Source organism: Pontixanthobacter luteolus, from assembly GCF_947494915.1.
Classification (GTDB): Bacteria; Pseudomonadota; Alphaproteobacteria; order Sphingomonadales; family Sphingomonadaceae; genus Pontixanthobacter; species Pontixanthobacter luteolus.
Map to the genome: position 1 here is coordinate 591,205 of NZ_CANLWR010000002.1, position 17,393 is coordinate 608,597.

Consider the following 17,393-nt stretch of genomic DNA (forward strand, 5'->3'; position numbering starts at 1 on the left):
TATGCGGTTTCTGACAATCCTGCTGCCCCTGCTTGGTCTTGCAAGCCCGCTCGCCGCCGAACAGGGCCTGCCTGAAGAGACATTGGTGTTGAAGGCGCTCGACGACCACCCCAGCGTCGCAGCTGCGCGTGCGCGGCTCGAAGCGGCGCGCGCGCGGGCGGAGGGGCTGAAAAAGGGCCCCTACGAATTCAGCGTTCAAGGCACGTACCAGCGCCGCAGCGTCAATGGCGGCGAGCAATTTGATGAGTACGATGCGCAATTGAGCCGTGCGTTTCGTTTGCCGGGCAAGGCTCGGCTCGACCGGGAGATCGGCAGGCACGGCTTCGACGTTGCGGAAAACCTTGCCGAAGATGCCCGTCACGAAGCGGCGCTTTTGCTCGCCTCGCATTGGTTTGATTGGCTGTCCGCCGGGGCGCAGGAGCGGGTCGATCGCTTGGCGGTCAGGAATTACGAAAGAGCACTTGCCGCTGTCGAGCGCCGGCGCGACCTGCGTGATGCTGCACAGCTGGAAGTCGATCAGGCACAGGCCGCACTTTCCGAAGCACGGCGTTTGCTCGAACAATCGAGAGGTCTGGCTTCGCTGGCTCGCTCGCGGCTCGAAGTGCAGTTTGCCGGGCTCCTGCTTCCAACCGAAGTGCCTGAAGTTCCGGTGCCGGAGATCGCAGATGCGCGTCTGTCTCAGCTTGGCGACCTTGTCGTGGTCAACAGCCATCTGATCACCGCTGCTGTAGCGCAAAGCGCGCGCATGGCAGCCGCAGCAGACCGGGCAGCGGCTGACCGAATGGCTGATCCGACTATCGGCCTCAGGGTTTTTTCCGAATTTGGCGGCCTTGAGCGCGGAGCCGGTGTGGTGGTTTCTGTGCCGCTGGGCGGCGGCCATCGCAAAGCTCTGGCCAGCGAGGCTGGGGCAAGCGCGTCAGCGGCGCGCGCTGAGGAGCAGCTCGCCCGGTACAACGTTCAGGAAACTGCCAGAGCTGATGTGGCCGAGGCGCGTTATCGCCTTGCTGCTTGGGAGCGATCGTCCGAGACGGTGGAGGCCCAGATGACAGCTTTGGCCAAGCTGCGCCGCGGGCACCAACTCGGCGAGATCGACCTGGCCGACCTGCTGCTGGGCGAGCGCATGGTCCACGATGCCTTTCGTATCGAAGCCGAAGCCCGAGCCGAAGCCATGCGCGCCATCACCAAGCTACGTATCGACAGCCACGAGCTGTGGCTCGGCGATTAAGTCAGGTGCCAAGTTGGCCTTGGTCACGGCGATGGCAAAGGCCACAGGTTCGAATCCTAACGGGTGCGCCAGCTTTCCCTAGTTTACCGCCCTCTCTTTGCCCTCCCAATAGGGTGCGCGCAGTTCGCGGCGGAGGATCTTGCCTGAGGGGTTGCGCGGCAGGGCGTCGATGAAGTCGACTGTCTTGGGGCATTTGAAGCCGGCGATCTGACTCTTGGCATAGGCGATCACGTCCTCCTCTGTCAGATTGCTGCCCGGTTTGGCGACAACCACGGCCTTTACCGCTTCGCCCCACTTGTCGTCGGGGACGCCGATTACCGCGATGTCGGCAATGTCGGGGTGGCCGTAAACGGCGCTTTCGACCTGTGCGGGGTAAACGTTTTCGCCGCCGGTGATGATCATGTCCTTGATCCGGTCCTGAATATAGAGATAGCCCTCTTCATCCAGCATGCCGGCGTCGCCGGTGCGGAACCAGCCATCGCCGATCATCGCCTTTTCGTTTTCTTCCGGTCGGTTCCAGTAACCGAGCATCACCGCATCGCTGCGGATTGCCACTTCGCCGGTCTGGCCCGCCGGCAGCGCGTTGAGGTCCTCATCCATGATCCGGACTTCGACACCCGGCATCGGTTTGCCGGCAGATTTCATCACGTGTTCGCGGCCTTGGATATTTTCCGGCTTGTGATCGTCAGGCGACAGGCTGATCACCGTGCCGAACGTTTCGGTCAGGCCGTATAGCTGGGCGAAATCGCATTTGAGCCGTTCCACCCCTTCTTTCAGCATGTCGAGAGGGATCGGGCTGGCGCCGTAGGTAAGCCCTTTGACAGAGGAGAAGTCGGCATTTTCCGCATCGGGATGGGCCAGCATGATCCCGAGCGCTGCCGGGACCAGAAACAGCCATTTCACCCGGTATTTCTCGACATCTGCGATCAGCTGTGCGGGGTCGAATTCGCGGTGGATGATCAATTCCTGCCCGCCGAGAACCGCGCCCAATGCTGTCCCGACACCGGCGATATGCCCGTAAGGCATCGCAAAGATCATCGTGTCGCCCGCATCGGCGCAATACCAATAGATGTTGTGCTGTTTCATCAACGGACGGAAATGGGTGCCGTTGTGATGGCTCAGTACCACGCCCTTGGGCAGGCCGGTGGTGCCCGAGGTGTACAGCTGGAGCAGACCGTCATGCGCATCGACTGCGGTGGTGACTGCTGCGTCCGACTGCGCGTCGCGCCACTCGTCGAAACTGTCATCGGTCAGGATTGTGTTGCCATCGAAAGGCAGCTGATCGGCAAATTCCGGCTCTACAAACAGCACACCCGCGCCCGAATCCTGCAGGATGAACTCCACTTCCTTGGGGGCAAGCCGCCAGATGATCGGGATGAAGACCATCCCGGCGCGGGCCGCACCCATGGCCAGCTCCACCGATCGGTCGCTGTTCTTTCCGAAATATGCCACCCGGTCGCCTTTCTTGAGGCCCATCGCGGCGAGACCGTTGGCGATCTGCGTCGCGTGCCGGTCATAGGTTTTGTAATCGGTAGTCCGTTCGCCATACCGCAGGGCCACCTGATCCGGTGTCTTGGCCGCCCAATCGGTCAGCGCAGCACCATAGGTTGGGTAATAGGGGTTGTCCTCGGACATTATCGGTCTCTCCAGCATCCTCTGGCCGAATCATTCGGCTCGTATGCTGGTAACCATGTAGCGAATGTTGCGCGGCGTAAATGGCCGATCAGTTCGCGGCCCCGCCGAAGCCCTGATCCAGAAAGCGCAGCGCGCACGCGGATAGCACTGCGGTGCCATGCGGCAGCGCCGCTTCATCGACATGCATACGCGAGGAATGGATGCCGCAGCATGAATGCCAGTCATCCCCCTCGGGCGCGACACCGAGGAAGAACATCGCCCCGGGCACCTTCTCCAGCAGATAGGCGAAATCTTCCGCCCCCATGATCGGGGCAGGCAGGTCGCTCCACGAGTGCTGGCCAAGAGTATCGAGCACCGCCTGCCGGCCAAGATCGACCGCGCGCGGATCGCAGATGGTGACGGGAAAGCCGGGTGTTATCTTTACTTCCGCCTCGACACCGTTTGCCTGGGCGATCCCCTGTGCGGTTTCGCGGATCAGGGTGTGCAATTGTTCCCTGTGCCTGGGTGAGAGCGAGCGCATCGTTCCTCTCAGTTCCGCGGTGTCGGGTATCACATTGTGGGTGGTTCCTGCGATCAACTGGGTAACGGTCACGATCACGGCATCCGCTGCGTTGAACCGGCGCGTCACCATGGTCTGAAGCGCTGTCACCAGCGCCGCCGCTGCCGGCACGGGGTCGTGTGTATCATGCGGCATGGACGCGTGGCCGCCTTTGCCGGTGATCCGGATATCGAACTGATCGGCGGCGGCCATCAGCGGGCCGGACTTGCCGGCAACCACCCCGAACGGGGCATTGGGCATGATGTGCAGTGCGAACGCCGCATCGGGCAGCGGGTCGATCAGCCCGTCCTCCAGCATGAAGCGCGCGCCGTGGTGCCCCTCCTCCCCCGGCTGGAACATGAATTGTATCTCGCCGGAAAATTCGCTGCGCCGCGCAGCCAGCAGCTCCGCCGCACCGGCCAGCATCGCCGTGTGCGTGTCATGGCCGCAGGCGTGCATGCGCCCCTCGATCGTGGAGGCAAATTCAAGCCCCGTTTGCTCGGGCATCGGCAGCGCATCCATGTCGCCGCGCAGCAATACGCGGCGCGTCTGGCCGCTCGCCGGGGCTGTGCCTTTCAGCGTGGCGACCATGCCGGTGGTGGCGCCGCCCTCGCGCCATTCCAGCGGCAGGCCCGTCAACGCTTGCCGAACCTTGGCACTGGTCATAGGCGTCTGAAGGCCCAGCTCGGGCTCTGCATGGATGGCGCGGCGCAGGGCCACAATGCGGTCTGACAGCCCGCGGGCGGCGTCGAAAAGTTCGGCAGTCTGCATTGCGCCGGATTAAAGCAATGCCGGGGCTGCGTCTCGCATATTTTAGACCGCCCTTGCATGTAAGGCGTGGCCGCCCCATTCAAGGGCGGTGAAATCATCCCTCATGGTCTGGCCGAACCGACCTCGCAGGGTTTAAGGCGAGCGAGTAATGACCGGCACAACCGACCAATCGAACTCAGCCTCGCCCGAAAGGCATGCCGATCCGGTTGTCGGTATTATCTACAACCCGCGCAGCCACCGCAATCAGGGGCAAGACCTTGATGTTGCAAGCCTGCCCAATGTGCATGTGCGGCAGCCCGCACAGCGAACGGACATACCCAAGGCGCTGGCCGAGCTTGCGGCTTTCGATATTGATTTCCTGATCATCAATGGCGGCGACGGCACCGTTCGCGACGTGCTGAGCTGCGGACAGGTCGTGTTCGGCGACAGCTGGCCCGATCTGGCGGTGTTGCCCAAGGGCAAGACAAATGCGCTGAACGTCGATCTGGGCGCACCTGCCGGGTGGACACTGGCCGAAGCGATTGCGGCCTATCCCGGCGGACGCAGGATCAGGCGCCGCCCGATCTCGATCACGCCCAAAAACGGGGGCAGCGAAACGATTTCTGGCTGCGGCCCTTCGATGCTCGGCTTCATCATGGGCGGCGGCGCTTTCACCACCGGCATCAGGGCGGGCCAGGACGCACACCGGATGGGCGCGTTCAACAGTCTGGCTGTCGGGGTGACCTCGGTATGGGGGGTGTTGCAGGGTCTGTTCGGCAGCGATTCCAATATCTGGCGCCGGGGCACGCCGATGCAGATCCATCTGGGCAGCGAACGCGCACCGATGCCGCATAGCGGGCACGGCGATCCTGCAACCCGCAGCATCTTCCTTGCTTCCACGCTTGAGAAATTTCCTGCGGGCATAAAGCTTTTCAGTACCGAACATAACGGGCTGCGGCTCGCGGTGCTCGACAAGCCGCGCCGCCGCACTCTGGCAAAACTGCCTTTGTATTTCTCCGGGATACTCGGTTCGCCATCCGGCAAGGGCGGCTTCCACCAGGTGGCCGCCGACGAATTCGAATTGCAGATCGGGGACCAGTATATCCTCGACGGGGAAGCCTATCCGCCGGGCACATATGTCGTGGCGCCCGGCCCGGAATTGAACTTCGTGGTGCCGTAATGGATGCGCTGGAACCGCGGATCAACCATGGCATCGACGTTCAGCCGCACCCTGCGGTCGCGGCATTCGCAGAAAAGCTGGCAGCCGAAGCGGGCGCAGACGCGGCGCTGTTCTATGGCTCCAACAGGCGGACGGGTGAGCTTGACGGAGTGCTCGATTTCTACCTGCTGAAACGGACCGGGCCCGATGACCGGATCTGGCCGCGGGTGAGCTATCACGAATGGGAATATGACGGTGTGCCGCTGCGGGCCAAGGTCGCGGCGATGCAGCTGGATGTGTTCACCAAGGCTGCGGCCGGCGAAACGCGCGATACGACGATCTGGGCGCGGTTTGTCCAGCCATGCTCGCTCGTCTGGCACAGGGATGATCAAGCGCGCTCGCAAGTGGTACAGGCACTGCGCGCCGCAGCTGTCACGGCAAGCCGTTTCGCCGCCGCGCTAGGTCCCGAACTGGGGGTTGAGGATGATTTCTGGCGCGCTCTGTTCCGAGAGACTTACAAGGCTGAATTCCGCGTCGAGAAGGCAGGGCGCGAGGATTCCATTCTCGCGTTGAACCGTGCGCATTTCAGCGGACTTTTGGTGGCTGCGCTGCAGGCATCGGGGATCAAGCATCAGGCCGCCGCCGAGGGATCCATACGGATCGAGGAAGGGGCGGACTGGAAAGCAGCGGTGCAGCGGAAATGGCGGCGCCAGCGTCGCTGGGGCAAGCCGCTGAATATCGTGCGCCTGTTCAAGGCCAGCACAACGTTCGAGGGTGCGGGCCGTTATGCGGCGTGGAAGGTGGAACGGCACACCGGCGTGCCGGTAAAGCTGACGCCGTGGCGCGAGAAACATCCGATCCTGGCGGCACCGGGCGTCTTGTTCAGGGTGTGGCGCGCCCGGCGAAAGGGCTGATGGCTCCGCCGCAGATCACATATATTTCATGTTGATGGTGATCGGCGTCACGCCGTCACCCACGGTGAAGCGCGTTTTCTTGTAACTCGGCTTACCCAGGTTGAAGATATTGATGCTGGGATTGTTCGACATTCCGCCGCCATCCTTGGTGATGTCGGTACTGCCATTGCCGTTCTTGTCGTGCCGCACGGCGATACCGTAAGTGCCCGGTCCGGGCATGGGCACGCAGAACACCATGGTTCCTGCGCTGGCCTGGGCCTCGATGCGGTTCAGCCATTTGCCTTTCTCCAGCCAGTCGGAGGAGATGCCCTTATAACTCTGAACGCGCATCTTGCCTGATGAGGATTCGATACCTTGCACCGTCACCTTGACTGCTGATCTGGAATTGGCGGAGCATTTCGACAAATCATTGCCGATCTTCTGGCGGTACTGACCCATCGCGGGCGCTGTCACGGCAAGCCCGCCAATTGCCAGCGCCATCGCACCGGTCCTGAAAGTGTTCTTGAGCGTCATCGTAAAGAGTTTCCGATTCTGCGCGGCACAGCGCGCTTCGATTCTGTTGTGGCCCCGGATCATGCCCGGAACGCCTGATTTAAACCGGGTTTTACGTCCGCAGCCCTGAATTGCGGCTGAACTGAAGCCTGCCCGTAATGAAAGCTTGTAACCGGATGTACCGTTCTGGCGGGACGGGCAATCACAGATCATTCCGCCCTTCGATCAGGCCGATGAACTGGGCCGCCAGTACTGCACGCGGGATCGCCAGCATTCTCGGCCAATCGGCATCGATATCGAGCGATGGCTGTTCCGGCCAATCGCGCAGCAGTGTCTCGATCCGGTCAAGATCAAGCGTGCGGGACAGGAACTCATGGTCCCGCATCGCAGCGATCCCTGTCAGCAAAGTGCCCCGGCGGCGGCCAATGCGCGTGTGCCAGTCGGCATTATGCTGGCCATAACGAGGGTTCAGGCGCTGCTCTTCCGGCATTCGCCCCTTTGCCATCTGTTTGGCCAGCTTGCGTTCGGCGCCGCCACAGGCGAAGCTTTCCGTCGGCAATCCGATGCAGAATTCGATCAGCGGGCGGTATGCTGTTACGTCTCTGCGCCGTACTCCGTAAAGCTGTTCGAATGCCAGATTGACGTCTTCACCGACGCTGTCGGCAGCGAGATAATCATGCCTTGCGGCCTGTTGCCGATTAAGGGGGAACGTCAGGTCCTCCCAATCGGACTGCGAACCGCGCAGAGCGGCGCGACTTCTCTGGTTTCCAAGTGCCTCAACACTTAACGGGGTCAGCAGCCGCACCATGTCGCGCCGCTGCGGGTGGACCAGCGCGCGCAGGCCGCGCCGCGCCGCAGCAGGCAGGTGCGGCAGGATCGACAGCGCCGCAATCTTGCGCAGGATCGGGCGATCATCGCCGGGGCGGTTTGCGAGCAACCTCAGCAACTCGCCCCATTTTCCCGCCCGTGCATATTCGGCATAGGCCCACCGTCCATCGGCGCTGAAACTCTGATTGGCCAGTTCAGCCGAAAACAACGTGTCGCAGCCGAGCTGCGATGCCTTTGCGTAAATCCCGTGGAATTTGCCGACATTGGCAAGCCCCGGGGCGAAGATCTGCATCGCTGCTGCCATCTCGCGTGTGCGGTGATCGAAATCGCCAATTGCCGGGTCTGCGACATGCACGGAGATGCGCGGATGCATCCTGGCGAATTCGCGGACCAGCGGGATTTCATTACCCATCGAATCCGGTGAAGAAGCGCCAGGCCATTCGGAATCTTGGCCGAAGGAGATGGTCTTTAGCTGCTGCGAAGCGGGCAAGGCTTCTATCAGGCAGCTCGCTGTGATTGACGAATCGAGGCCGCCCGATAGCGCCAATGCCGGACTGTCTGCGATGTTCAGCGCGTGCTCCGAGGCATCCCGCACCAATTCCAGCGCCCGTTCCGCAGCGCCGCGCGGATCGCTGCGGCAAATGTCGTCTACGCGATACCAGCAATCGGTCTGCGTGCTGCCGCACTTCAGGATGGTGACGCTGCCTTGGGGCACCTTGCTGACGCCACGATACCAGCAGGCATCGTCGCCATCGCGAAAGTCGTAAGCCAGCTGATCGATCACGTAATCATAGTCGAGATCGCGCGGCACGCCGGCGGCGAACAGCGCCCGCAGCAGCGGCGAGGCTACCGCTCTCTCGCAGTTATTTGCATAATAGAGTGGCGGCGCGTTCCAAGGGGAGCGGGCCAAGCGCAGCGAACCGTCGGGCATCGCGGAAATCGCGGCGTAATTGCCCACCAGCCTGCAATCTGCGGTCTCGCCCCATCTTGCAACGGCGGCTTGATAAATCACTGCCGGGTCGCAGCTGTGAATTCCAAGGGTTGCTGCAATTTCCCGGGAATTGTCGATCCAGCCGATTATTACGGTGCGGCAATCTGGCGCCAGGTTTTCAGTTTGGCGAACGGTGAAAAGACGGGTGTCGCCTGAAATGAACTGGCGGCACGATCCGCGATAGGCGGTCAACGCGTCGCTGATGGGTTTATCCGGGGGCGGGCGATGTCGCTCCCAGGAATGCCAGGCCGCGATCATAGCGTGGACCAATTAGTCTGGATCAGGACTTTCGATTCTGTGCGTCTTGGTCGACAGGCACCGGACGCCCGGCGACATCGGAAATGGTGCCAATTCGTTGGAGCACAGGCTTGACCCAATTGGTGGCTCCGGCCTTTTTTGGATTACTGGCGGTCATGTTTCACTTCCGTCTTTTTCTGCGACATTACTGAACTAGTTGTTCTTCGAACTTTTCGCAACGATGCAGGAAATCCGGATACGGTTCAGGCAAGTAATCCGGCGCGGGCGGCATCGGTCAGAAATGCATCGATATCGTTTGCAATTTCCGTCTCATCCACGCTGTATGCCGCAGACAGAGCGGTGATCAGTTGCCCCCGATCACGCGATCCGTCGATCAATTTCCAGATTGCCAGGCCGGTTCCCTTGACCGAGAAAAGCTCGCCGCTTGCCAGTGAGACGATGATCGTTTCGTCATCGACGTCGGTTTCGATAAATTCGCCACTGGCTTTCCGGATTGCGCTCATATTTGCAGCATATTGTGCCCTGCGGGCAATGCAATGCGCGAAACCTTGATGTCCAGTGTGGAAAAGCGGGCCTGATCCGCTTGTGGCGGCGAGTCGCGCCTTCTAGTCGGGAGACTGGCAACCTGAAAAGTGTACCCATGGCTCAGCCGCTTATTTCCCCGTCTATCCTTTCTGCCGATTTCGCCCGGCTCGGCGAAGAAGTGCGCGCAATCGACGAAGCTGGCTGCGACTGGATCCATGTTGACGTGATGGATGGGCATTACGTCCCCAATATCACTATTGGTCCGGCGGTGGTGAAAGCGCTTCGCCCGCACACGGACAAGCCATTCGATGTGCATCTGATGATCAGCCCTATCGACCAGTATCTGGAAGAATTCGCCGAAGCAGGCGCGGATATCATCACGGTTCATCCCGAGGGCGGGCCGCATATTCATCGCACGCTGCAGGCCATTCGCGCGCTGGGCAAGAAAGCCGGCGTTGTGCTGAACCCCGGCACACCGGTGGAATCGCTCGATTACCTGATCGATCTGGCTGATCTTGTTCTGGTGATGAGCGTGAACCCGGGGTTCGGCGGGCAAAGCTTCATCGACAGCCAACTGCGCAAGGTCGAGGCGATCCGCACGATGATCGATCAGACCGGCCGCGAAATTCACCTTGAGGTGGATGGCGGGGTCAACCCTGAAACCGCCCGCCTGTGCGTCGATGCCGGCGCGGATGTGCTGGTTGCCGGTTCTGCGACATTCAAAGGCGGACCGGGACAGTATGCAGCCAACATCGCTGCCCTGCGAGGTCAGGGCTGATGAACGAGGCGGCCGCCAAAACACGTGCCGCTCCATCCAAAGAGAGCGGGGCTGCGCCCGCTGAAGCGCAGCTGGCAATGCCGCTGGCGAAAGCGGATCGGAACACCATCGGCGATGGCCTGGTAACCCCCACCGCCGAAAGTCATTCGGCCAAGCGCGAAATGCTGCAGCCGGGCCGTTCGCTGGTCATTGCCGATTTTGCACCGCCTTCCACCAGCGCGGGAGAGCGGCTGATCCGGCTGGCGTACCGTCTCGGGGTGCCCGCATCCACGCTGACGTCACCGTTTTCGAAGCCGCCAAAGCCGCGCCTGCTGGGCACGGTGGAAAGCCCCTATGCTGGCGAGCGTGCCGCCGGTGTCGCACTGCGCGCGGGGCATTTTCTGGTGCACGGCGTCAAAGCGCCGATTGCGCAAATGGATTTTTCCGCGACTGCGCGGCTGACGCCGCCGTTCGAACGCACGGTGCATGGCTTCACATGGCTGCGGCACCTGTCTGCCTCTGCCACGCGCGAGCAATGCGTGCCGACGGCGGAGCGGGTGATGGGTGCCTGGCTCGATGCCAATGGCAAGCCGGGCAAGGGCACGCCGTGGAAGGTTGAGCATGCCGGGCACCGGCTGCTGAACTGGCTGGTCAACGCCCCGCTGATCCTGTCGAACGAAGATCCGGCAAAGCGCGGCCTGATCCTCGAAGTAATGGCCGAAACTGCCCGCTGGCTGGACCGCAACGTGACCAAGGCAGACGACCGGCAAGGCGAGGTTGCGGGCTGGTGCGCCATTGTGGCTGCCGGATTGCTGATGCCGGAAGGCAAGCCGCGCAAGTTGTTCGGCGAAGCCGGTCTGGTGCGCGCGCTGGGCGAATTGGTGGCCGATGATGGCGGCGTGCTGTCGCGCAGCCCGCTGGCGCAGATCGATGCAATTGCGCTGCTGGTGGACCTGCGGGCTTGCTATGCTGCGCGCGATCTCGACCCGCCCGAGGCGCTAGAGACCATGCTGAACCTGCTGGTTCCGCCGCTGCATACTGTGACCCATTCCGACGGCGCGCTGGGAAGCTGGCAAGGCGCCGGTGCAGTTCGCGCAGATCGTCTGGCTGCGCTGATCGATGCCAGCGGTGTTCGCGCGCGGCCGCTGAAAGACGTGCGGCAATGGGGCTATCAGCGTATCGCCGGTAACAAGACCACGCTGATTTTCGACGCCGCGCCGCCTGCGCTTTCGCGCAATGCCCGGTCCGGCTGCGCTTCCACTCTGGCGTTCGAACTGTGCGCCAAGGGGCAGCGCATTATCGTGAATTGCGGCGGTGCTGCCTTTGCCGGCGGACAGGTTCCCGCCCGCATCGAACAGGGATTGCGGGCAACTGCCGCGCATTCGACCCTGACGCTGGATGACGCCAATTCCACTGCGGTCCATATCAATGGCAAACTTGGCGCTGGCGTCAACGAAGTCGAAGTCGACCGCAAGACCATGCAGGTCAAGAACGGTCTGGCCACCCGGCTGGAGGCGAGCCATGACGGGTATTCGGGCCGTTTCGGCCTGAACCACCGCCGGATTCTGGTGATGCGTGACGATGGCAACGAACTGCGCGGCGAAGACTTGCTGGTGCCGGTCGGCAAGAAGGGCAAGCGCGGCAAGATCGGTTTCGCAATCCGTTTCCATATCGGACCGGGCATCGAGCTGGGCCTGTCGGACGACAAGAAGGGCGCCGGGCTCGCTTTGCCCGATGGCACCTATTGGCAGTTCCGTGTGGGATCGCTGGACGGCGGCCTGAAAGACGAAACAGCGCAGCTTTCGATCGAGGAAAGCATGTGGGTCGATGGCGGCGGGCGGCCGCATCCGATCCAGCAATTGGTAATTCAGGGCATGACATCGAGGAGCGGAGGGACTTTCTCCTGGCTCCTCAAAAAAATGGGATAGTTTCACGCAATGACCGACGTCACGATCAAACGGGCCCTGCTCTCGGTGTCCGACAAAAGCGGTTTGGCAGAATTGGGACAAGCGCTCTCGGCGCGCGGTGTCGAACTCGTTTCGACCGGCGGCACGGCAAAGGCGCTGCGCGATGCCGGGCTGGAAGTGAAGGATGTTTCCGATCTGACCGGCTTCCCCGAAATGATGGATGGCCGGGTCAAGACGCTGCATCCGATGGTCCATGGCGGACTGCTCGCCGTGCGCGACAACCCCGAACATTTCGCGGCAATGGAACAGCACGCGATCGGCGCGATCGATCTGGTGGTGGTGAACCTCTACCCCTTTGAAGCGACCGTCGCGAAAGGTGCCGAGCGCCCCGAAATCATCGAGAACATCGATATTGGCGGGCCGAGCATGGTCCGTTCAGCGGCAAAGAACCACGCTTTCGTCACCATCGTGACTGATCCTTCAGACTACGAGACATTGCTGGGCGAGCTTGAGCAAAGCGGCGGTGCGACGTCACTCGATTTCCGCCGAAGGATGGCAGCCAAGGCATTTGCCGCCACTGCCTCCTACGATTCCATGATCAGCCAATGGTTCGCCTTTGCCGATCAGGGCCAGATGTTCCCCGACATGCTGGCGATAAATGGCAAGGCACCGGTCGAGCTGCGCTATGGCGAAAACCCGCACCAGAAGGCAGCGCTTTACACGCCTGTCGGTCCGCACGCGAAGGGTATCGCGCAGGCAGAGCAGCTTCAGGGCAAGGAACTGAGCTACAACAATTACAACGATGCCGATGCCGCGCTGGAACTGTGCGCGGAATTTGCCGGCGGTGATCCGGCGGTGGTCATCGTCAAGCACGCCAACCCTTGCGGTGTGGCCCAGCGCGGCAGCCTGATCGAGGCATGGGAAGAAGCGCTGGCCTGTGACAGCGTTTCCGCATTTGGCGGCATCGTTGCGGTCAACACCGAACTCGACGGCCCCACGGCTGAGGCGATCTGCAAGATCTTCACCGAAGTGGTGATCGCGCCTTCCGTCACGGACGAGGCCCGCGAAGCTTTCGCCAGGAAGAAGAACCTGCGCCTACTGGTAACTGGCGATCTGCCTGATCCGCGCCGCGCCGGATTGGCGATCAAGCCGATAACCGGCGGCCTGCTGGTGCAATCACGCGACAACGGCGCAATTTCTGCTGCCGACCTGAAAGTCGTGACGGAACGTGAGCCGACGCAGCAGGAACTGAAGGATTGCCTGTTTGCGTGGACGGTCGCCCGCCATGTGAAATCGAACGCCATCGTCTATGCCAAGGACGGCGCGACGGCAGGCATCGGTGCGGGTCAGATGAACCGCCGGGATTCATCGCGGATTGCCGCCATGAAGGCGCAGGAAGCCGCTGAAAAATATGGCTGGGATGCCTCACGCGCGGTGGGCAGTGCAGTTGCCTCGGATGCGTTCTTCCCGTTCGCCGACGGCTTGCTGGCAGCGGCGGAAGCAGGCGCGACGGCAATTATCCAGCCAGGCGGTTCGATGCGCGACGACGAAGTGATCGCGGCGGCCAACGAAGCGGGCCTTGCCATGGTGTTCACCGGGATGCGTCACTTCCGCCACTAAGGCTTCATCCGGCCAGAGCTTGGTTTAGTAGAGCGCCTGCTCCGCGCGGATACTCGCACCCGCTTGGGGTGCAGGCCTCCGGTGCGAGCAAAATAGTTGCAACCTTTTGCTCGCCCGGCGCGAATATCCTTCAGACAACGCCGCGTTCACCGGTTGGCAAGCGATTGCCTCCTAAGGTCGCGCCTCAAGATTCGAACAAAGAACAAAGATAACCGCCATGAGTTTTTTCAAATCTGACCTAGCGCGCAATTTTGCCATCGGCTTTGCCGTGGGCGCGTTCATCGTTGCATTCCAGATCAGCCCCGATCTCGGCAGCCAGCTGATTCCCGATGCCGTGGCCGCGACGGTCCGATGAAGCGCCTCGGCCGCCTCATGATACCCATGGCCGCAGCGGCAATGACGCTGGCGGGATGCGGGATGCCTGTGCAGGCAGCAGAGAAAGCCGTTCTCGCGCCTGCACCCAAACAGTTTGCCAATGAAGGTATGGGCCTCAAGACCGCCGTCTTTGCAGGCGGCTGTTTCTGGGGAATCGAGGCGGTCTTCAGCCACGTCAAAGGCGTGAAGAGCGCGGTTTCCGGATATCACGGCGGCAACGCTGCCACGGCTACATACGAGCAGACCAACACCGGTGTGACCGGACACGCAGAGGCGGTCCGTGTTGTCTACGACCCCAAGGTCGTCCGGTATGACGAATTGCTGCGGATATTCTTTTCAGTGGGCGCCGATCCCACCCTGCACAACCGGCAGGGCCCTGATCGCGGCAGCCAATACCGCGCCGCGCTGGTCCCGATGAATGCCGAACAGCGCAAGGTCGCCGCAGCGTATCTGGGGCAGATGGAAGCATCCGGCGTCTGGAACAGCCCGATCGTCACCAAGATCGAAAAATACCGTAAGTTCTACAAAGCCGAGAAATACCACCAGGATTTCATGCTGAAGAACCCTCGCCACGGTTACATTCAGACATGGGACAAGCCAAAAATCGACGCGTTGAAACGGCTTTACCCGTCGCATTACCGGTCAAACTTCGTTCCCGGCTGACGGGGAAGGCCGCGCTGAAAGTGGCATAGCGCGAACTGTGTCGCTATATGGCATTGCATGGGCAATCATAATCACCACCATCACGAACATTCAGGCGAAAGCCTGATCGATGCAGCACGCGATTCTCTCGTCAGCTCGGGCGAGCAGTGGACCAGCATGCGCGCGGATATTTTCGAGGAACTGGCGCGGCACGAACGGCCCGCCTCGGCCTATGACATTGCCGACAACCTGTCAGCCAAACGCGGCAAGCGCGTTGCACCCAACAGCGTGTACCGGATTCTCGATCTGTTCGTGGCCAACAACCTCGCCCTGCGGGTGGAAAGCGCCAATGCTTTTCTCGCCAACAGCCACCCCGGCTGCGAGCACGATTGCATCTTCCTGGTGTGCGACGAATGCGGCGAAGCCACGCATATCGACAATGACGAGATTTCGGAGAAAGTTCGCGGTGTCGCAAAAGCTGCGGATTTCCGCGCCAGACGCCCGATAATCGAGATACGCGGGACCTGCGCAAGCTGCAGCTGAGCCATCCCGGCAAACTGCTGAAACAAACCGATAGTCAGAATCGACAAGGCATGGCCACACGGCTAGAACGCAGGGCATGACTTCAAGCCCCAAGACGCCGCTGCTCGACACGGTTGAATACCCTTCGGACCTTCGCCAGCTGAAAGCTGACCAGCTGCGGCAGGTTGCCGACGAATTGCGCGCCGAAATGATCGACGCGGTCAGCACCTCCGGCGGCCACCTAGGCTCGGGCCTTGGTGTGGTCGAACTGACCGTGGCTATCCATTACGTGTTCAACACCCCGGACGACAAACTGATCTGGGATGTCGGCCACCAGTGTTACCCGCACAAGATTCTCACCGGACGCCGCGACCGCATCCGCACGCTGCGCCAAGGCGGCGGCCTGTCGGGCTTCACCAAGCGTAGCGAGAGCGAATACGATCCGTTCGGCGCGGCGCACAGCTCCACCTCGATTTCGGCCGCGCTCGGTTTCGCGGTGGCGAATAAGCTGAATGGCAAGCCCGGCCGCGGCATCGCGGTAATCGGCGACGGCGCGATGAGCGCGGGCATGGCGTATGAGGCGATGAACAACGCCGAACAGGCCGGCAATCGGCTGGTCGTGATCCTGAACGATAACGACATGTCGATCGCCCCGCCGGTCGGCGGCCTCAGCGGCTATCTCGCGCGGATGGTGTCGAGCAGTGAATATCTCGGCCTGCGCAGTCTTGCGTCGAAAGCCGTGGCGAAAATCTCGCGCCGCGCGCACCGGGCAGTGGGCAAGGCGGAAGAATACACCCGCGGCATGGTCACCGGCGGGACATTGTTCGAAGAACTGGGCTTTTATTATGTCGGCCCTATCGACGGGCACAATCTCGATCACCTGATCCCGGTTCTGGAAAATGTTCGCGATGCAGAAGAAGGCCCGGTTCTGATCCATGTGGTCACCAAAAAGGGCAAGGGATACGAACCGGCTGAAAACAGCGCCGACAAATATCACGGCGTCGCCAAATTCGATGTCATCACCGGCGAACAGAAGAAAAGCTCTGGCGGGCCGCCCGCCTATCAGAACGTGTTCGGCGAAACTCTGGCCAAGCTGGCCGACAGCGATGACCGCATCTGCGCGATCACCGCTGCCATGCCTAGCGGCACCGGAGTGGACAAATTCGCAAAGGCGCACCCGGAACGCTCGTTCGATGTGGGCATCGCCGAGCAGCACGGCGTAACATTCGCAGCGGGCCTCGCGGCGCAGGGAATGCGCCCGTTCGCGGCCATCTATTCGACATTCCTGCAGCGCGCCTATGATCAGGTGGTGCATGATGTCGCGATCCAGAACCTGCCGGTTCGCTTCGCCATCGACCGTGCCGGACTTGTCGGTGCAGACGGCGCGACCCATGCCGGCGCGTTCGACATCACCTATCTGGCCACGTTGCCGAATTTCGTGGTCATGGCCGCCGCAGACGAAGCGGAACTGGCGCATATGACCTACACCGCAGCCGAATATGACGACGGGCCGATTGCGCTGCGTTATCCGCGCGGGGCAGGCACCGGGGTGGAAATTCCGGAGCAGCTGGAAAAGCTGGAAATCGGCAAGGGCCGGATCGTTCGCGAAGGGACCAAGGTTGCGCTGCTGTCGCTCGGCACGCGCCTGTCGGAAAGCCTGAAAGCGGCTGACGAGTTGGAGGCCAAGGGCCTGTCCACCACCGTTGCCGATCTGCGTTTTGCCAAGCCGCTCGACACCGATCTGATCGAAAAACTGATGCGCACGCATGAGGTTGTCATCACTGTGGAAGAAGGCGCGATCGGCGGCCTCGGCGCGCATGTGCTGACCTTTGCCAGCGACGGAGGTCTGACCGATGCGGGGCTGAAAATACGCACGATGCGCCTGCCCGACATGTTCCAGGATCAGGACGCCCCTGAAAAGCAGTATGACGAAGCAGGCCTCAACGCACCGCAGATCGTCGAGACTGTGCTCAAAGCACTGCGGCACAATTCAGCGGGCGTGGAAGAGGCGCGGGCTTAGGAGGTGGATTGTGCAAATTAGCCAATTGGCGAAGATACTTAGCGAGCGCGCCGCGAACGCCGGCAAAGGTGAGCGTGTGACACAGATTCACCTGTTCGGGATAGAGTTTGCTGACGAGATTGGCAGTGCAGCGAACCAAGTTGTCGAGGCTTCCGATATCGATAACAGCTATGCGGTTGAAGTGCGAAAGGGCATGCGGCTCGCCAAGTTTGTCCAACGGCGATAAACATCCCGC

General features: G+C 61.6%; 16 protein-coding genes. 11 read left to right on the plus strand and 5 right to left on the minus strand.

Going from position 1 to position 17,393, the window contains the following annotated elements; genetic code table 11:
• Position 1 precedes the first annotated feature (1 nt).
• A complete protein-coding gene (locus PO778_RS11785) occupies positions 2-1,225 on the plus strand; it encodes a TolC family protein (RefSeq protein WP_271439765.1) in 1,224 nt (407 codons plus the stop codon).
• Between the two features lie 78 nt (positions 1,226-1,303).
• On the opposite strand, the gene PO778_RS11790 is transcribed toward PO778_RS11785, so the two are convergent.
• Positions 1,304-2,860 (minus strand): long-chain-fatty-acid--CoA ligase, encoded by a 1,557-nt coding sequence (locus PO778_RS11790; protein WP_271439766.1) that lies wholly within the window; start codon positions 2,858-2,860, stop codon positions 1,304-1,306.
• 88 nt (positions 2,861-2,948) lie between these two features.
• The gene (locus PO778_RS11795) at positions 2,949-4,169 is read right to left on the minus strand and encodes a M20 metallopeptidase family protein (protein ID WP_271439767.1); all 1,221 of its coding nucleotides are present in this window, start codon (positions 4,167-4,169) and stop codon (positions 2,949-2,951) included.
• Positions 4,170-4,317: 148 nt separating this feature from the next.
• Here PO778_RS11795 and PO778_RS11800 point away from each other — a divergent pair, with 148 nt between their 5' ends.
• Complete coding sequence (locus PO778_RS11800; RefSeq protein ID WP_271439768.1) at positions 4,318-5,328, plus strand: diacylglycerol kinase family protein; 1,011 nt, start codon at positions 4,318-4,320, stop codon at positions 5,326-5,328.
• Positions 5,328-6,221: a hypothetical protein gene (locus PO778_RS11805; protein WP_271439769.1), complete on the plus strand. Its 894-nt coding sequence runs from the start codon at positions 5,328-5,330 to the stop codon at positions 6,219-6,221. Before PO778_RS11800 ends, PO778_RS11805 begins: the two co-directional genes overlap by 1 nt.
• A 15-nt stretch (positions 6,222-6,236) precedes the next feature.
• On the opposite strand, the gene PO778_RS11810 is transcribed toward PO778_RS11805, so the two are convergent.
• The 3 genes from PO778_RS11810 to PO778_RS11820 form a co-directional block, all read right to left on the minus strand.
• Positions 6,237-6,734 carry a DUF2141 domain-containing protein gene (locus PO778_RS11810; RefSeq protein ID WP_271439770.1) on the minus strand — a complete coding sequence of 166 codons (498 nt, stop codon included), beginning with the start codon at positions 6,732-6,734 and terminating at the stop codon, positions 6,237-6,239.
• A 181-nt stretch (positions 6,735-6,915) separates the two neighbouring features.
• A complete protein-coding gene (locus PO778_RS11815; protein ID WP_271439771.1) occupies positions 6,916-8,553 on the minus strand; it encodes an asparagine synthetase B family protein in 1,638 nt (545 codons plus the stop codon).
• A gap of 479 nt (positions 8,554-9,032) precedes the next feature.
• Entirely contained in the window at positions 9,033-9,293 is a 261-nt protein-coding gene (locus PO778_RS11820; protein ID WP_271439772.1) for a PqqD family protein, read from the minus strand.
• Between the two features lie 137 nt (positions 9,294-9,430).
• Between PO778_RS11820 and rpe the strand changes: the two genes are divergently transcribed.
• The 8 genes from rpe to PO778_RS13695 all read left to right on the plus strand — a co-directional run bounded on the left by rpe (position 9,431) and on the right by PO778_RS13695 (position 17,384).
• The gene (rpe, locus tag PO778_RS11825; protein WP_271439773.1) at positions 9,431-10,093 is read left to right on the plus strand and encodes a ribulose-phosphate 3-epimerase; all 663 of its coding nucleotides are present in this window, start codon (positions 9,431-9,433) and stop codon (positions 10,091-10,093) included.
• A complete protein-coding gene (locus PO778_RS11830; protein ID WP_271439774.1) occupies positions 10,093-12,000 on the plus strand; it encodes a heparinase II/III family protein in 1,908 nt (635 codons plus the stop codon). The genes rpe and PO778_RS11830 overlap by 1 nt, the downstream gene beginning before the upstream one ends.
• A 9-nt stretch (positions 12,001-12,009) precedes the next feature.
• Positions 12,010-13,599 carry a bifunctional phosphoribosylaminoimidazolecarboxamide formyltransferase/IMP cyclohydrolase gene (gene purH, locus PO778_RS11835; RefSeq protein WP_160731046.1) on the plus strand — a complete coding sequence of 530 codons (1,590 nt, stop codon included), beginning with the start codon at positions 12,010-12,012 and terminating at the stop codon, positions 13,597-13,599.
• 217 nt (positions 13,600-13,816) lie between these two features.
• Entirely contained in the window at positions 13,817-13,954 is a 138-nt protein-coding gene (locus PO778_RS11840; protein WP_271439775.1) for a hypothetical protein, read from the plus strand.
• Complete coding sequence (gene msrA / locus PO778_RS11845; RefSeq protein ID WP_271439776.1) at positions 13,951-14,637, plus strand: peptide-methionine (S)-S-oxide reductase MsrA; 687 nt, start codon at positions 13,951-13,953, stop codon at positions 14,635-14,637. The genes PO778_RS11840 and msrA overlap by 4 nt, the downstream gene beginning before the upstream one ends.
• Before the next feature lie 57 nt (positions 14,638-14,694).
• Positions 14,695-15,159 carry a Fur family transcriptional regulator gene (locus tag PO778_RS11850; RefSeq protein WP_271439777.1) on the plus strand — a complete coding sequence of 155 codons (465 nt, stop codon included), beginning with the start codon at positions 14,695-14,697 and terminating at the stop codon, positions 15,157-15,159.
• Between the two features lie 76 nt (positions 15,160-15,235).
• Positions 15,236-17,158, plus strand: coding sequence for a 1-deoxy-D-xylulose-5-phosphate synthase (dxs, locus tag PO778_RS11855; RefSeq protein WP_271439778.1), 1,923 nt, complete (start codon positions 15,236-15,238; stop codon positions 17,156-17,158).
• Entirely contained in the window at positions 17,064-17,384 is a 321-nt protein-coding gene (locus tag PO778_RS13695) for an HTH-like domain-containing protein (protein ID WP_438944401.1), read from the plus strand. The genes dxs and PO778_RS13695 overlap by 95 nt, the downstream gene beginning before the upstream one ends.
• Positions 17,385-17,393 lie beyond the last annotated feature (9 nt).

Excerpts from the sequence above, each read along its gene's own strand:
- PO778_RS11785 (WP_271439765.1), top strand. The coding sequence starts at position 2 with ATGCGGTTTCTGACAATCCTGCTGCCCCTGCTTGGTCTTGCAAGCCCG.
- PO778_RS11790 (WP_271439766.1), bottom strand. The coding sequence starts at position 2,860 with ATGTCCGAGGACAACCCCTATTACCCAACCTATGGTGCTGCGCTGACC.
- PO778_RS11795 (WP_271439767.1), bottom strand. The coding sequence starts at position 4,169 with ATGCAGACTGCCGAACTTTTCGACGCCGCCCGCGGGCTGTCAGACCGC.
- PO778_RS11800 (WP_271439768.1), top strand. The coding sequence starts at position 4,318 with ATGACCGGCACAACCGACCAATCGAACTCAGCCTCGCCCGAAAGGCAT.
- PO778_RS11805 (WP_271439769.1), top strand. The coding sequence starts at position 5,328 with ATGGATGCGCTGGAACCGCGGATCAACCATGGCATCGACGTTCAGCCG.
- PO778_RS11810 (WP_271439770.1), bottom strand. The coding sequence starts at position 6,734 with ATGACGCTCAAGAACACTTTCAGGACCGGTGCGATGGCGCTGGCAATT.
- PO778_RS11820 (WP_271439772.1), bottom strand. The coding sequence starts at position 9,293 with ATGAGCGCAATCCGGAAAGCCAGTGGCGAATTTATCGAAACCGACGTC.
- rpe (WP_271439773.1), top strand. The coding sequence starts at position 9,431 with ATGGCTCAGCCGCTTATTTCCCCGTCTATCCTTTCTGCCGATTTCGCC.
- PO778_RS11830 (WP_271439774.1), top strand. The coding sequence starts at position 10,093 with ATGAACGAGGCGGCCGCCAAAACACGTGCCGCTCCATCCAAAGAGAGC.
- purH (WP_160731046.1), top strand. The coding sequence starts at position 12,010 with ATGACCGACGTCACGATCAAACGGGCCCTGCTCTCGGTGTCCGACAAA.
- PO778_RS11840 (WP_271439775.1), top strand. The coding sequence starts at position 13,817 with ATGAGTTTTTTCAAATCTGACCTAGCGCGCAATTTTGCCATCGGCTTT.
- msrA (WP_271439776.1), top strand. The coding sequence starts at position 13,951 with ATGAAGCGCCTCGGCCGCCTCATGATACCCATGGCCGCAGCGGCAATG.
- PO778_RS11850 (WP_271439777.1), top strand. The coding sequence starts at position 14,695 with ATGGGCAATCATAATCACCACCATCACGAACATTCAGGCGAAAGCCTG.
- dxs (WP_271439778.1), top strand. The coding sequence starts at position 15,236 with ATGACTTCAAGCCCCAAGACGCCGCTGCTCGACACGGTTGAATACCCT.
- PO778_RS13695 (WP_438944401.1), top strand. The coding sequence starts at position 17,064 with ATGACGAAGCAGGCCTCAACGCACCGCAGATCGTCGAGACTGTGCTCA.